The following is a 15,132-nucleotide window of genomic DNA, read 5'->3' as shown; positions in this document are numbered from 1 at the left end:
TCTTAATCCTTCTCTACCTGAGCTGGTTTCAGAGTACGTAGACCCCAAATCAGCATACCGATGATAAAGAATGCACTTGGCGCTAACAGGAATAAGCCGTTTGGCATGTACCAACCACCATTTTGCAGTGATTCAAATACCGTAATACCAAACAGTTTACCGGAACCAAATAGCTCACGTAGGAAGCCAACCAGTACCAGAATCACACCGTAACCAAGACCGTTACCGATACCATCCATAAAACTTTCGATTGGTGGTGCTTTCATCGCATACGCTTCAGCACGCCCCATCACGATACAGTTGGTGATAATCAAACCAACGAATACGGAAAGTTGTTTCGAGATTTCATAGGCATAGGCACGTAAGATTTGGTCAACCACAATTACCAATGATGCAATAATTGCCATTTGAACAATAATACGAACACTGCTTGGAATGTAATTTCTAATTAATGAGATAAAAAAGTTAGAGAACGCGGTAACTAGCGTTACGGCGATGGTCATAACCAATGCAGTTTCAAGTTTAGTGGTCACCGCTAATGCAGAGCACACACCCAAAACCTGCAATGCAATTGGGTTATTATCTAACAATGGTCCTAGTAGGACGCGTTTTACTTCTTTAGAATCAGCCATTATTCAGCGCTCCTTCACGAACTTTTTTCAGGAACGGACCAAAACCGTTATCGCCTAGCCAGAAATCAAACATATGTTGAATACCGTTTGAAGTCAGCGTTGCACCTGAAAGACCATCGATACCAAATGGGTTATCGGTGGCACCACCACGCACGATTTTGATTGCAGGGATACCCTGCTCATTGAACAGTTTTTTACCCGGCCACTGCGCTTTCCATTGTGGGTTGTCAACTTCACCACCCAGACCCGGCGTTTCACCATGCGCATAGTAGGTAATACCGCGAGAGGTTACACCATCGATATCCACGGCGATAAAGGCATACATTACTGACCATAATCCTGAACCATAAACTGGCAGAATCACTTGGGTCACTTTCCCTTGTTCATCTTTAACCAGATAAATTTCAGCGCTATTGGCACGACGGCGAATTTTCGCAATGTCTTCTTCTGGGGATAGTGCGATGCTGGTCTCTTCGCTACGCAGTTCGCTGTTTAAGTCAAAACGACTTACGCTGTTAGATAGTTCATTCGTTTTGAAATTCAGCAATTTAGGCTCGATACGCTCGCCATACACTTTTTGAATTTCTTCAGCGCTCATTTTAGGTTGCAGCAGACCTGCAACACTTAAAATATTACGCTGAGTATCTAACATCATTTGTTCTTGTTGCTGAGGTTTCAGACCAACCGCAGCACCGGCAACGACGACGGAACAGACTAAGCAGAGAATGAAAACAACGATAAACGTTCTGCCGACGCCATCTTTATTTACTGGTTTATCATTAGCCACGGGCTTTTCTCCGTTTAATATTTGCTTGAACGACCATATAGTCAAACAGAGGAGCAAACAGGTTGGCGAACAGGATTGCGAGCATCATCCCTTCAGGGTATGCAGGGTTCACAACCCGAACAAGTACGCACATTACGCCGATCAAAATCCCGTAAGCCCATTTACCTTTATCGGTAAAGGAAGCGGAAACAGGGTCTGTCGCCATAAAAATCATACCGAAGGCAAATCCGCCTAAAACCATGTGCCACCACCATGGCATAGCAAATAGTGGGTTGGTGTCTGAACCGATAAAGTTGAACAGGTAAGACATGGCAATCATACCCAGCATCACACCCGCCACGATGCGCCAAGAGGCGATACGGAAGAAGATGATAAATGCGCCACCGATGAAGATCATCAGGGTAGAAACTTCACCAATTGAACCCGGCATGTTACCTAAGAAAGCTTGCATCCAAGTGATTGGCTCGCCAGTTACTGTGTTTACCAGTGAACTCACACCACCCGTCGCCCATTGTGATAGAGGCGTTGCACCCGAGAATCCATCAGCCGCAGTCCAAACTAAGTCACCTGAAATTTGTGCAGGGTAAGCAAAGAAAAGGAAAGCACGACCCGCTAATGCAGGGTTAAGGAAGTTACGACCTGTACCACCGAAAATCTCTTTTGCAACAACCACACCAAAGGTGATACCGAGCGCCGCTTGCCATAATGGAATGGTAGGCGGAACAATCAGCGCAAATAAGATAGAGGAGATAAAGAAGCCTTCGTTGATTTCATGACCACGGATCATGGCAAACAACACTTCCCAGAAACCGCCAACCAAGAATACCACTAAGTAAATTGGCAGGAAGTAAATCGCACCTAGCAGCATTTTGCTGCCCCAGCCGGCATCCGGCGCTAAAGAAGCACCTAATAATTGCGCCAGAGAATAGTGCCAATCACTCGCTAAAACTTGTTGCAGTTCAGCGCCACTGTATAAGTGATGCAGCGCGGGAATAGCTTGGTTACCGACATTATACATACCCCAGAACATCGCTGGGAAAACCGCAAGCCAGACTAAAATCATCATGCGCTTGAGATCGATAGTATCGCGTACGTGTGAGCGACCTTTTGTCACCGTGCCCGGTGTATAGAAAACTGTCGCAACAGCTTCATACAATGGATAGAATTTTGCTAATTTTCCACCGGGTTCAAATTGGTGCTCATATTTTTCAAATAAATTTTTCAGACCCATGGAATTACCCTTCTAGCTCAATCTTGGTCAGGACATCACGTAGTACTGGACCATATTCATACTTAGCTGGACACACATAGGTGCACAGTCCCAAGTCTTCTTCATCGAGTTCCAGACAACCCAGTTCCTGAGAAGTATCGGTGTCCCCTGCAAGCAGATCACGCAGTAAGTGGGTGATCATAATATCGAGAGGCATTACACGCTCATAGTTACCAATTGGTACCATTGAACGCTCACCGCCATTCATCGTCGTGGTAAAATTGAAGCGTTTATTCTTCAAGAAATGCCCGATGGTGGTACGCGTGATAGTGAACTTGTTCACTCCTGGCATAATCCATCCAAACAGCTCTTTTTCACGACCTTCCGCTAATACAGAAACTTGGTTATGGAAACGACCAAGATAATGATGAGCATCATCACAAGTCACGCCCCACAGCACAGAACCAGAAATAATGCGGTTCTCACCTGCTTTGAGCTGACCTTTGGTTAATTCGTAGATATCTGCGCCAAGGCGAGTGCGTAGCAAGCGAGGTTTCTCAACTTGCGGACCTGCGACAGAGACAACGCGATCAGTATAAAGATGACCAGTGGTAAATAATTTACCGATAGCAATCACATCTTGGTAATTGAGGCTCCACACTTTTTTGCTAATGCTAACAGGCTCAAGGAAATGAATATGAGTCCCTGCTAAACCCGCTGGATGTGGCCCTGCAAATTGTGTGTATGTGATTTGTGCATTAGCAGCTTGTTTTGGAAGCTCGCCCGCACCATGACAAACATGCACCTTGCCTTCAGTCAGTCGGCTCAAAACGATGAGACCGTCAGTAAAGGCTTGTGCATTTTCACCAATAATAATCGAAGGATCAGCAGCAAGAGGATTAGTGTCAATTGCAGTCACAAAAATCGCTGCGGGGGATGAACCTGGCTCCGGAGAACGGCTAAATGGGCGCGTTCTTAAAGCAGTCCATAAACCGGATCTTAAAAGATTTTGTTCAACCTGCTCTTTCGTCAGTGATGGGAGTTGGTCAGTAGAATAAGACTCGAAAGTCTCTTGTTCGTCACCATCGATTTCGATAATAACAGACTGAAGTACACGACGCTCACCACGATGAATAGCAATAATTTTACCGCAGGCTGGGCTCGTAAATACCACGCCAGGATTCTTTTTATCTTCAAAAAGAACCTGCCCTTTTTTTACACGCTCACCTTCTTTAACCAGCATCGAAGGACGCATTCCGACATATTCTTCACCTAGCACAGCTACGTGTTGAATTTTCGGGCCGTCTTCTATCACTTGGGCTGGCTCACCTGCTATTGGAAGGTTAAGGCCTTTTTTAATTTTAATCATAAGATCTGCACAAGTTTATCAGTTAAACCCTAAGCTAACGATTCAGCAATGAATGATAGCGACTCAATAATAAAAATAACTCAAGTTGCTTACGCCACTCGAGTAAGTAAATCTAACAATATTGCTACACTTTCTCTTCTTCTGCCGAGGTCAATTTTATCAGTTCCCTCGACCTCTGTCCGGTTATAGAAGTGACCTAGTTCAAGCAAATTGCAATAAAATTTAAAATTTTGTTGCAACAATTCGTAAATACCTACATGTTGGCTCACATTTATCGAGCATCGATTAATTTATAGTCAATAATGATTCATTAGAAAATTATTAACTTGATATATTAAATTTTGTTCCATTCGTCTAAAATATGCTGAATTTGGTCCATTTTTAATCAGCTTATTTTTCAACATTTGGCTTAATTATGCATATAAGTAAAACCATTGGTGTTTATTTACTCTTCACATTTGCAGCGTCTGCATTTGCTCAAGAAGAAAACACATTATTCTCCCTTAATAGTAAGCCAACTGCTCAGCCTGATTCACCGATATTTATTCAAATATTTAAGCAAGAGGGTGTGCTTGAGCTCTACCAAAAAACAGCCGTAGGAAAGTATAAATTAGTCAAAACCTACCCTATCTGTAAGTTTTCTGGTGGACTAGGTCCTAAAAAGATAGAAGGTGACTTGAAAAGCCCTGAGGGGTTTTATCAGATCACGCGCTCACAACTCAATCCAAATAGTCGATATTACCGATCTATCAATCTTGGATTTCCTAATGAGTTCGATAAGACGCAAGGGTATTCTGGTAACTATCTGATGATTCACGGTAGCTGTGTGTCTGTCGGATGTTATGCAATGACAGATAAATCCATGGGGGAAATTTATCAAACCGTGGAACAAGCACTTCAAAATGGTCAACCTGCCGTTGATGTGAGCATTTATCCATTTCGCATGACTAAAATGAATATGCTGCGTTATCGCAATTCAACGCATTATGCTTTCTGGAAACAGCTTCAACCTGCTTATGATTATTTTGAGCGAACCGGCAAACCTGCTGAAATATCAGTAACATTAGGTAAATATCATGTTAACAGCATGCCAGAAACGCCCACTAAGTTATTGGGATCTAAATCACAGTATGCGTTGGCCACGGTCGAATAGCACAAATTCACCGGGTTCAATTTTTTGCCACGTCTCGTTACCTGTTAAGGGAGCCGTGGCAATAACTGAAACAATATCACTTGGCGTTGTGCACTGTTGGAAGTCAATCTCGATGTCCTGATCCAACAGTTTCGCTTTACCAAACGGTGCCCTACGCGTGATCCAATGCAGCTTTGTTGAGCTAAACGCCATCAAATATTGCCCATCGGATAACAACATATTAAATACCCCTTTTTCACGCAGTTGCTGCGCAAGAGCGCCAATAAAACGGAAAACAGCTTTCCAGTTTGTTGGTTTTCTTGGATATTTTTGATTCAGTTGATGTAAAATCCAGCAAAATGCCCATTCGCTATCAGTTTCACCAATTGGTCGATAGTGTCCCGTCTTTAATGAACGAAACCCTTTCAATTGCCCATTATGCGCATAAGTCCAGTTTCGTCCCCATAATTCCCGCGTAAACGGATGGGTATTCACCAGTGAAACATCCCCTCGGTTCGCCTGACGAATGTGCGCCACAATGCTTTCTGATTTGATGGGGTATTCCTGCACAAAACGCGCCACAGGGGAGACAAAACTCGGTTGAGGATCTTTAAATGTGCGACAACCTAATCCTTCATAGAACGTGATCCCCCATCCATCTTTATGTGGGCCAGTCTGCCCACCACGGGAAATCAGTCCACTTAGGCTAAACGTAATATCGGTTGGTACATTGGCACTCATGCCAAGCAACTCACACATTTAAAGTCTCCTGCTACTAAAAATGGTTACTTAACCATCTCTTTTTCAATTAATTGGATCAAAATATGGATCACTTTGATGTGGATCTCTTGGATACGATCTGCGTAACCAAAATGCGGAACGCGAATTTCAATATCCGCGCTTCCAGCCATTTTTCCGCCATCTTTCCCTGTCAGGGTGATGACTTTCATGCCTTTCGCACGTGCCGCTTCAATCGCTTTAATAATATTACCAGAGTTACCTGAGGTAGAAATGCCAAGCAGCACATCACCTTTTTGCCCTACCGCTTCCACAAAGCGAGAGAAAACAAATTCATAACCAAAGTCATTACTCACGCAAGAAATATGACTAACATCGGAGATAGCGATCGCTGGGTAGCCAGGACGGTTTTCACGATAGCGTCCAGTTAACTCTTCCGCAAAGTGCATTGCATCGCAGTGAGAGCCACCATTACCGCAAGAGAGAACTTTACCACCCGCTTTAAAAGAGTCCGCCAGCAACACTGCTGCTTTCTCAATTGCTTGCAGATTTGCATCATCACTTAAAAATTTTGATAGCGTATCTGCCGCTTCAGTCAGCTCACCACGGATCAAGTCTTGGTACATGAGTTTCCCCTTAATTTTCACGAATGCTTGATGGAGATAATTACGTCTTTATAGGTAATTTATCTTTGATTTCTCGATTGTTGCACAGGGTACATTTTGTTTCTACTTTTGATTGTACCGTATGGGGTATGGTTGACGAAATCTCCAGCAGTGCGCTTCTGGTCTGAGGCTAGCTAAATGCAGGCTATTTTTTCATCCGCTGTCCCTTTACAAAGGCAACTGATGATTTTGTGAGCCAAGTTGTAATTAAGATGTAAATATCTTGCTAATTGTTTATTACCAGATATAGATTAATAAAACAAACAGGTCAGACCTCTTACAAGTAGACAGGAGCTTCAACTATGATCCTTCTCAGTATTGTTTTATTTATTGCGTTAATCGGCGTGCTGAGCTACCACAAAAGCTCACTCATTCTGAGCACCGTTATATTACTGGCTTATACCGCAGCCATGGGAGCTGCTAATGTCTGGAGCTACTGGATGCTGTTGCCCGTCGCTCTGGTTTTACTGCCATTTGTCATCACGCCAATTCGCCAATCACTGTTTTCATCAAAAGCGATGACAATGTTCCAGAAAGTGATGCCACCGATGTCTAGCACAGAAAAAGAAGCGATTGATGCTGGAACCACTTGGTGGGAAGGTGACCTGTTCCGTGGGGCACCAAATTGGAACAAACTTCATAACTACCCAAAACCACAACTCACCGCTGAAGAACAAGCGTTTATTGATGGTCCAGTGGAAACTGTTTGTGGCATGGTGAATGACTTTGAAGTCAGTCATGAACTCGCAGATTTACCGCCAGAAGTCTGGCAATATCTACGCGATCACCGTTTCTTCGCCATGATCATCAAAAAAGAGTATGGTGGATTAGAATTTTCAGCCTACGCCCAATCTCAAGTCCTGCAAAAATTAGCGGGTGTTTCCGGTATCCTTGCTATCACTGTGGGTGTTCCAAACTCATTAGGTCCGGGTGAATTACTGCAACATTACGGTACCGATGAGCAAAAAAATCGTTATTTACCAGGCTTAGCTACTGGTGAAGAGATCCCATGCTTTGCATTAACTAGCCCTGAGGCGGGTTCTGATGCAGGTGCCATTCCTGATGCTGGTGTTGTCTGTATGGGCGAATGGCAAGGCGAACAAGTTTTAGGTATGCGCTTAACTTGGAACAAACGCTATATCACCCTTGCGCCAATCGCCACTGTATTAGGCTTAGCCTTTAAATTAACTGACCCAGATAAGCTACTGGGTGGCGAGAAAAATCTCGGTATTACCTGCGCTCTGATCCCAACGAACACCCCAGGTGTTGAAATTGGTCATCGTCACTTCCCATTAAATATACCATTTATGAATGGTCCAACTCGCGGGAAAGATATTTTCGTACCTATCGATTACATTATCGGTGGTCCGCAAATGGCGGGACAAGGTTGGAGAATGCTGGTGGAATGTCTGTCTGTTGGACGTGGGATCACATTGCCATCCAACTCAACAGGTAGCTTGAAGAGTGTCGCAATGGCAACAGGGGCTTATGCTTATATCCGTCGTCAGTTCAAACTTCCTATCGGAAAAATGGAAGGTATTGAAGAGCCTCTAGCCCGTATTGCAGGTAATGCCTATTTAATGGATGCCGCAGCAACTCTAATTACCTCCGGTATTATGCTGGGCGAAAAACCAGCAGTGCTCTCCGCCATTGTGAAATACCACTGTACTCACCGTGGTCAACGTTCAATTATCGATGCGATGGATATCACGGGTGGTAAAGGCATCTGTTTAGGAAGTTCCAACTTCGTTGCCAGATCCTACCAAGGCGCACCTATCGCCATTACCGTTGAAGGCGCCAACATTTTAACGCGTAGCATGATCATCTTTGGACAAGGCGCCATTCGCTGCCATCCTTACGTTCTCGAAGAAATGGCGGCAGCTCAAGACAATAACCTGAATAAGTTTGATAAAGCGGTATTCGGTCATATTGGTCATGTGATCAGTAATAAGTGCCGCAGTTTCTGGTTAGGTTTAACCAATGGGCGCGGCAGCAGCGCACCAACTAAAGATGAAACTCGCCGTTATTACCAAATGCTTAACCGCCAAAGTGCTAATTTAGCCCTACTCTCTGATGTGTCGATGGGCGTTCTAGGTGGTAGCTTAAAACGTCGTGAGCGTATCTCTGCTCGTCTTGGGGATATTCTGAGCCATCTGTATCTTGCTTCTGCAACGTTAAAACGTTATGAAGATGAAGGTCGCCAAAAAGCGGATTTACCGCTGGTGAAATGGGCCGTTGAAGATTGTCTGTATCAATCAGAAAAAGCTATGGACGATTTACTGAAAAACTTCCCAAATCGCTTTATTGCTGGCGCATTGCGTATTGTTCTGTTCCCGACAGGTCGTGCAATGTCGATGCCATCTGACCGACTGGATCACAAGCTGGCGCAGCTAATGATGGAGCCATCGGAAACACGAGACAGAATTGGACGTGGTCAATTCCTAACCCCTGTAGAGAACAACCCGCACGGCTTAGTGAACCAAGCTCTGTATGACATTATTGCCGCAGAGCCAATCTTTGAACGTATCTGCCGCTTAAAAGAACGCAAATTCAGTTTCACGCGTTTAGATAAGTTAGCCGACCAAATGTTGCCAGAAAACATTATCACCCAAGAAGAAGCAGATATTTTACGTAAAGCAGAAGCCAGCCGCTTACGTACTATTAATGTCGATGAGTTTGATTTCGATGATTTAGGTGTGGTTCCATCAAAAAAGCCACACACTGAGTCAGAGGATGAATCTCAGTCGAAAAAGAAAAAAGCGGCGTAATTAAGTTAACGCGCTAAAAATTGTCACTGTACTAAAAACAACAAGGGAGCCAATAGCTCCCTTGATTTATATTCATCTATTAATATGAATTAATTTACAGCTCTAAAGCTAATAATTCTTGAATAGTTTGACGGCGACGAATCAGCGTCGGTTTTCCGTCAATGAACATAACTTCTGGCAATAATGGGCGGCTATTATAGTTCGATGACATTGATGCGCCGTAAGCCCCTGTGTCATGGAAAACCAAATAATCGCCAACGTTGACTGCTGGCAGTAAACGCGTTTCCACCATCCCGCCTTCTAGCTGGGTAAACACATCCCCAGATTCACACAATGGACCCGCCACGATCGTCTCTTTTAATGGCTGATTGCCTAATGAACAAAAAACAGCGCTGCCACCGTCTGCTGGCAATACCGAAATATGGTGATAACTACCATACATCGCGGGGCGCATTAAATCGTTAAAACCGCTATCCACCAGCACATAATGGCGGCTGCCCATATCCTTAACCGCACGCACTTGTGCCAATAAAACACCCGACTCCGCCACTAAATAGCGCCCCGGCTCAATTTCTAATTCAATAGAGTGACCTAAGTGCTGCGCGATACGCTGGCGGGCGTTATCCCACAGGCTGTAATAGTGCTGAACATCAATGAGTTCATCCTGTTCGCGATAAGGCGTTGATAGACCACCACCCGCCGAGATAGCCTCAATATCCACGCCCGCAGACATCACTAGCTCCACCATAGAATCACACACATTAGCAAGATGCTGGTAGTCAACACCGGAGCCAATGTGCATGTGAATGCCCACTAACTTCAGGTTGTACTGTTGGATTTTCGCTAATGCTTCGGGTAAATCTTGGTGCCAAATCCCGTGCTTGCTGTTCTCTCCGCCCGTATTGGTTTTTTGGCTATGACCATGTCCAAAGCCCGGGTTAATACGCAGCCAAACTGGGTGACCGGCTTTATACTCACCAATCTGTTGTAGCATATCGATAGAGCCCGCATTCACAGGAATATCTAACTCTGTCACTTTCAGTAATGTTGCTGGATCTAACACATCCGCCGTAAATACGATTTCCGACTTTTCACGCCCCGGCTGAAAACCCGCCACTAACGCACGCTCAATTTCACCCAATGACACCGAATCCACTTTCACGCCCTGTTCACGCATCAGACGCAGAATATGAATGTTTGAACACGCTTTTTGAGCAAAACGAACGGTATCGAACACTTTTAATTGTTCAATACGGTCAATAATCACTTCACTATCATAAACCCAGACAGGCGTACCAAACTGCGCAGGCAGTGCACGTAAATGTTCAGGAGTGAGATACTGGCTGGTGGTGTTGGCGAATGTGGTCATCGGAACCTCGTTGGCAAGTTTTATTATAGTGAGTTCGATTATTAGACGAATAAGACGGGAAAAAAAATATCCTTTTTGCTAAAGTCTATTCATATTTGATATAGAAATACGAGAGGAGCAATCATGCAGGCAATTTCTTGGCGACATATTGAAATTTTTCGTGCGGTAATGACCACCCCCAACCTCACGGAAGCGGCAGCATTGCTAAATACCTCTCAGCCAACCATCAGCCGAGAACTGGCGCGACTCGAGCATTTATTACAGTTTAAATTATTCGATAGAGTCAAAGGTCGCCTACACCCTACGGCGCAAGGCTTGCGCTTTCATGAAGAAGTCGAACACTCCTATTATGGTTTGGAGCGTATTCGCAACTCAGCAGAAACTATTCGCCGCTTTGAACACGCCCAGATTTCCATTGCCTGCTTGCCTGCATTTGCACAATCTTTACTACCGCAAGTTTGCCAAGCCTTTATGGAAAATTATCCTGATGTGAACTTAACAGTGATCCCGCAAGAATCCCCCGTATTAGAAGAGTGGCTATCCGCCCAACGTTATGATGTGGGGCTAACTGAGCACTTACAAACCCCGCCGGGCACGGAACAATTGACTTTAGGTTCCTTAAATGAGGTTTGTGTACTACCCGTTGGGCACCCTTTTGAGCAGAAAAAGATCCTCACCCCACAAGATTTTCATCAACAGCGTTTTATTAGCCTGTCTCTGACAGATAGCTATCGGCAAATCATTGATACCATCTTTGCTGAGCATCAAGTGGAGCGCAAAATGGTGATGGAAACCCATTCCGCCTCCTCTATTTGCGCCATGACATTGAAAGGAATTGGAGTCTCTATCGTCAATCCCCTAACTGCATTAGATTTTTATCAGCAATCCGCAGGTAAACTGGTGATCCGCCCACTCAGTTTTTCAATCCCATTTACCGTCAGCTTAATTACACCGAATCACCGCCCATCTTCACAAATCACCCATATTTTCACTGAGCATTTACAACGCACCTTTACACAAATAGAGCATGACCTCACCTTAGCGCTGCGACATCAATGAGAGCCAGTGAGGTGAGGTTTTAAACCAATTGGCAAGGAAGTCGATCACGGCACGTAATGGCGTTGGCATATGCTGCCGACTGGTATAGACCCCGTAAATACCAAGGGGCATCGGTGTATAATCCGGTAACAACTGAACCAACGCCCCCGATTGCAAATAGCTCGCCACGGAATAGTAAGGTTGCATCGCTATACCCGCGCCATTTAATGTCGCTTCCATTAAAAATGCGGATTCATTGGCACTTAAACGTCCATCGACTAATACCGTCGAGGTTTCACCCGCTTTTTCAAAACTCCACAGGCTACGTCCAAAAAAGCTGTAAGTGAGGCACTCCATCAGAGCCAAATCTTCGGGTTTGGTGGGTAAATTTTTACCTTGTAGAAACTTCGGCGAAGCACAAATTACGGAATGGCAGGTCGATAACGGCTTGGCAATTAAATTCGGTTCTAACTGATTGGTGATACGGATAGCCAGATCGATACGCTCCTCGATTAAATTCACCGATTTATTCGAGATCTGCATATCAATCATCATATTGGGATACATCTGCAAAAACTCAGAAATGGCTAGAGACAACGCACTTTGAGCGATGGATTGGGAGCAGCTAATCCGCACCAAACCCGCTAACTCTTTCGTATCGTGCTTTTGCTCTACCGGAACGCTTAAAGAGATAGCATTTAGCTGCAATGATTGTTGATAAACCCCTTCCCCCGCTGACGTTAAACTTAAGCGCCGCGTGGTACGGTTAAGCAAGCGCACCCCTGCCCACTGTTCCATTTCAGCCAAATAGCGCGTCACCATTGCACGGGACATGTCCAATTTATCTGCCGCACCGCTGAGGCTACCTTGTTCTACAATAGTAATAAACACCTGCACCGCTTTGAGTCTATCCATATTATTTGACCGATTTATGCAACAAAGATGACCTAATTATGGCGTTTTTCTTACCTTAATTGCAATTTAATATACACACCAAGCCAAATCAGGCACACAACACGACTTAACATTAGGATAAGAAAATGAAACTATCGACTGTATTAACTGCAACCGCCTTTGCTACTGCCACACATTTTGCTCAGGCTGCTAACTTAACTTTAGATGTTTATAACCCGGGCAATAACAGCGTGTTCCCGGTCTCCTCTGAAATTATCAGCGGCGATAAAGAAGTGGTTTTAATTGATGCACAATTCCAAAATAATGATGCTCAGCAGTTGGTCGATAAAATCAAAAAGCTGGATAAAAAGCTGACTACCATTTATATCAGCCACTCTGACCCAGACTACTATTTTGGTTTAGAAACGCTGACTAAAGCCTTCCCTGACGCCAAAGTGGTTGCGACTCAACAAACCGTTGATGCGATTAACGCCACTAAAGATGGCAAACTGGCTTACTGGGGCGGCGTCTTAAAAAATGAAGCACCAAGCAAAGTTGTGGTGCCTGAAGTTATCAAAACCAATCACTTCACTGTGGATGGTGAAACGTTAGAAATTAAAGGGTTAGATGGCGCATCACCAGACAGAAGCTACGTTTGGGTGCCTTCACTCAAAGCGGTTGTCGGGGGTGTCGTTGTTTCTGACAATATCCACGTTTGGGTTGCCGACACTCAAACCAAGCAATCGCGCCAAGATTGGCAACAAACGCTAGAAAGTATCAAAGCGCTAAAACCAAGTGTGGTTGTTCCGGGACACTTTACAGGTAAATCCAAAATGGATCTGGCGTGTGTGACCTTTACCCAAAAATATTTAACGGACTTTGAAAAAGCTAACAGCCAAAGTAAAGATTCCGCAGAACTTATCAAGAAAATGGAAACTCTCTACCCAAACTTGGATGATAAATCCAGCTTAGAATTAGGCGCTAAAGTGGTAAAAGGCGAAATGCAGTGGCCACAATAAGCCGCTGACAATAGAAAATAAAGACTGTCAATAACGGAGATAGCGACGATTAACCCGCTATTTTCCGTTAGCTTGTTTTTTTAACGACCAGCTTTTCAGCTATTCGAATAGAATGATAAAACAAAGAATTAGAGAGAATAAAAACCATGAACACAATTACCCTACATTATATTTATGACCCTTACTGTGGCTGGTGTTATGCCGCTGCGCCGTTAATTGCCATTGCTGCTAATCACCCAAATATTCACCTAGAATTGCACGGTGGCGGAATGCTTGCGGGTAGTGCACGCCTACACCTTGATGACCAATTCCGTCAATATATTTTGCAATCAGATAAACGCATTGCAGCAATGACGGGGCAAGTTTTTGGTGATGACTACATAGCCATGCTGCACCAATCCAATGTAGTAATGGACTCTGCGCCACCACAAACCGCCATTTTAGCGGCAACAAAACAGGGCAAAGGCGTTGAAATGCTTAAAGCGTTACAGAAAGCTCACTACGTTTCAGGGCGCCAGATTAAACAGCCCGAAATCTTGTCTGAAGTGGCGCAAGAAATTGGTTTAAACATTGACCAGTTCCAAAAAGATTATGCCCAATGTGCACAAACGGAAACCGACGCTCATATTGCACAAAGTAAGCAATTACTTGGGCAATCTGGCGCTTCTGGCTTCCCAACGCTACTGATCGAACAGCAAGGCAAATGGCTGCGCGTACCGCTGCAAAACTACCTTGGCGAGCCAGAAAAATGGCAACAATTTTTAGACTCACTGGTGAAAGCTGCTAATTAGGATGCCAGCTAAGCAACAGCCAAAAACTGGCACTACCAATAATGGCGGGACCAAACGGAATGCTCCGCACGAATTTCTGTTTGCCTCGCCGTTCCTTTTTTTCTCGCCATGCGCGCCAAAGAAAATGCAGTAAACCTAAGCTCGCCGCAAGCCCCAGAAAATAGGGAAGATAGAATAGACCGAGCCACGTCGCACACGCGGTAATTAACTTAAAATCCCCTCTCCCCATTTGCGGTCGCCGACGAATTTTCTCTACTAACGTCGTAATAGCCACTAACCCAATGTAACTGAAGAGCAGCGCATAAATAGCGGATAACAAATTTCCCGCTGGCATTCCCCATTGAAACAACAGACCAAAAACTAATAACGGATAATTGAGGACATCTGGCAAATAACCTGTTTTTAAGTCGATTAAACCTAGTGGAATAACCAAGTTGAAAAACAGAAATAATAAAGCGAGAGCCGAAGGTGGATAACCAAGGAGCACAATCCCCGCGCCCAATATCCAATAACCTATCCATACCCAATTGACGTAAATGCTAATACCCGGTAAATCAAAATAACGGGCGGGAATTTCCCTTAGTAACCGAGTTGTCAGCCACGCTGACAAGAGGGACAATAATGTGACTAACGACATAGGTATTAAAAATCCATTTACGGCATCAATCATGGTGTTCTCCTTTTCCATGAGCGCTAAAGATGGGTTTACTAGACAAAGAC

14 protein-coding genes are annotated in these 15,132 nt (G+C 44.4%); 5 read left to right on the top strand and 9 right to left on the bottom strand.

Annotated elements, in window-relative coordinates:
* Positions 1 to 2: 2 nt before the first annotated feature.
* Genes GKR71_RS17450 through GKR71_RS17435 form a run of 4 tightly spaced genes read right to left on the bottom strand, consistent with a single transcriptional unit; the run spans position 3 to position 3,998 of the window.
* Positions 3 to 632 carry an NADH:ubiquinone reductase (Na(+)-transporting) subunit D gene (locus tag GKR71_RS17450; RefSeq protein WP_036954193.1) on the bottom strand — a complete coding sequence of 210 codons (630 nt, stop codon included), beginning with the start codon at positions 630 to 632 and terminating at the stop codon, positions 3 to 5.
* Complete coding sequence (locus tag GKR71_RS17445) at positions 625 to 1,419, bottom strand: Na(+)-translocating NADH-quinone reductase subunit C (protein WP_036954191.1); 795 nt, start codon at positions 1,417 to 1,419, stop codon at positions 625 to 627. The genes GKR71_RS17450 and GKR71_RS17445 overlap by 8 nt, the downstream gene beginning before the upstream one ends.
* On the bottom strand, positions 1,412 to 2,650 hold the full coding sequence (locus GKR71_RS17440) for an NADH:ubiquinone reductase (Na(+)-transporting) subunit B (RefSeq protein WP_036954189.1): 1,239 nt from the start codon (positions 2,648 to 2,650) through the stop codon (positions 1,412 to 1,414). The genes GKR71_RS17445 and GKR71_RS17440 overlap by 8 nt, the downstream gene beginning before the upstream one ends.
* Positions 2,651 to 2,654: 4 nt before the next feature.
* The gene (locus GKR71_RS17435; protein WP_036954187.1) at positions 2,655 to 3,998 is read right to left on the bottom strand and encodes a Na(+)-translocating NADH-quinone reductase subunit A; all 1,344 of its coding nucleotides are present in this window, start codon (positions 3,996 to 3,998) and stop codon (positions 2,655 to 2,657) included.
* A 415-nt stretch (positions 3,999 to 4,413) separates the two neighbouring features.
* Here GKR71_RS17435 and GKR71_RS17430 point away from each other — a divergent pair, with 415 nt between their 5' ends.
* The gene (locus GKR71_RS17430; RefSeq protein ID WP_036954185.1) at positions 4,414 to 5,151 is read left to right on the top strand and encodes a L,D-transpeptidase family protein; all 738 of its coding nucleotides are present in this window, start codon (positions 4,414 to 4,416) and stop codon (positions 5,149 to 5,151) included.
* Here the strand turns inward: GKR71_RS17430 and GKR71_RS17425 are convergent.
* Positions 5,122 to 5,889, bottom strand: a complete 768-nt coding sequence (locus GKR71_RS17425; protein WP_108479434.1) for a class II glutamine amidotransferase — start codon at positions 5,887 to 5,889, stop codon at positions 5,122 to 5,124. The two genes, GKR71_RS17430 and GKR71_RS17425, sit on opposite strands and share 30 nt — an antisense overlap.
* 26 nt (positions 5,890 to 5,915) lie before the next feature.
* On the bottom strand, positions 5,916 to 6,494 hold the full coding sequence (lpcA, locus tag GKR71_RS17420; RefSeq protein ID WP_036954182.1) for a D-sedoheptulose 7-phosphate isomerase: 579 nt from the start codon (positions 6,492 to 6,494) through the stop codon (positions 5,916 to 5,918).
* A 341-nt stretch (positions 6,495 to 6,835) separates the two neighbouring features.
* Here lpcA and fadE point away from each other — a divergent pair, with 341 nt between their 5' ends.
* Positions 6,836 to 9,301: an acyl-CoA dehydrogenase FadE gene (gene fadE, locus GKR71_RS17415; protein WP_036954180.1), complete on the top strand. Its 2,466-nt coding sequence runs from the start codon at positions 6,836 to 6,838 to the stop codon at positions 9,299 to 9,301.
* A 94-nt stretch (positions 9,302 to 9,395) separates the two neighbouring features.
* On the opposite strand, the gene lysA is transcribed toward fadE, so the two are convergent.
* The gene (gene lysA, locus GKR71_RS17410) at positions 9,396 to 10,670 is read right to left on the bottom strand and encodes a diaminopimelate decarboxylase (RefSeq protein ID WP_154634640.1); all 1,275 of its coding nucleotides are present in this window, start codon (positions 10,668 to 10,670) and stop codon (positions 9,396 to 9,398) included.
* A 123-nt stretch (positions 10,671 to 10,793) separates the two neighbouring features.
* Between lysA and GKR71_RS17405 the strand changes: the two genes are divergently transcribed.
* Positions 10,794 to 11,729 (top strand): LysR family transcriptional regulator, encoded by a 936-nt coding sequence (locus GKR71_RS17405; protein ID WP_108479438.1) that lies wholly within the window; start codon positions 10,794 to 10,796, stop codon positions 11,727 to 11,729.
* Here GKR71_RS17405 and GKR71_RS17400 read toward each other — a convergent pair.
* The gene (locus GKR71_RS17400) at positions 11,709 to 12,623 is read right to left on the bottom strand and encodes a LysR family transcriptional regulator (protein ID WP_154634639.1); all 915 of its coding nucleotides are present in this window, start codon (positions 12,621 to 12,623) and stop codon (positions 11,709 to 11,711) included. The two genes, GKR71_RS17405 and GKR71_RS17400, sit on opposite strands and share 21 nt — an antisense overlap.
* 125 nt (positions 12,624 to 12,748) lie before the next feature.
* Here GKR71_RS17400 and GKR71_RS17395 point away from each other — a divergent pair, with 125 nt between their 5' ends.
* Positions 12,749 to 13,621: an MBL fold metallo-hydrolase gene (locus tag GKR71_RS17395; RefSeq protein ID WP_154634638.1), complete on the top strand. Its 873-nt coding sequence runs from the start codon at positions 12,749 to 12,751 to the stop codon at positions 13,619 to 13,621.
* 146 nt (positions 13,622 to 13,767) lie between these two features.
* Positions 13,768 to 14,412 (top strand): DsbA family protein, encoded by a 645-nt coding sequence (locus GKR71_RS17390; protein WP_154634637.1) that lies wholly within the window; start codon positions 13,768 to 13,770, stop codon positions 14,410 to 14,412.
* On the opposite strand, the gene GKR71_RS17385 is transcribed toward GKR71_RS17390, so the two are convergent.
* Positions 14,405 to 15,082 (bottom strand): prepilin peptidase, encoded by a 678-nt coding sequence (locus GKR71_RS17385; protein WP_154600398.1) that lies wholly within the window; start codon positions 15,080 to 15,082, stop codon positions 14,405 to 14,407. The genes GKR71_RS17390 and GKR71_RS17385 overlap by 8 nt on opposite strands.
* Between the last annotated feature and the right edge of the window lie 50 nt (positions 15,083 to 15,132).

This window comes from Providencia sp. wls1922 (assembly GCF_009706505.1).
Classification (GTDB): domain Bacteria; phylum Pseudomonadota; class Gammaproteobacteria; order Enterobacterales; family Enterobacteriaceae; genus Providencia; species Providencia lanzhouensis.
Note: the sequence above shows the minus strand (reverse complement) of the source record. Positions and strands in the feature narration are given on the sequence as shown.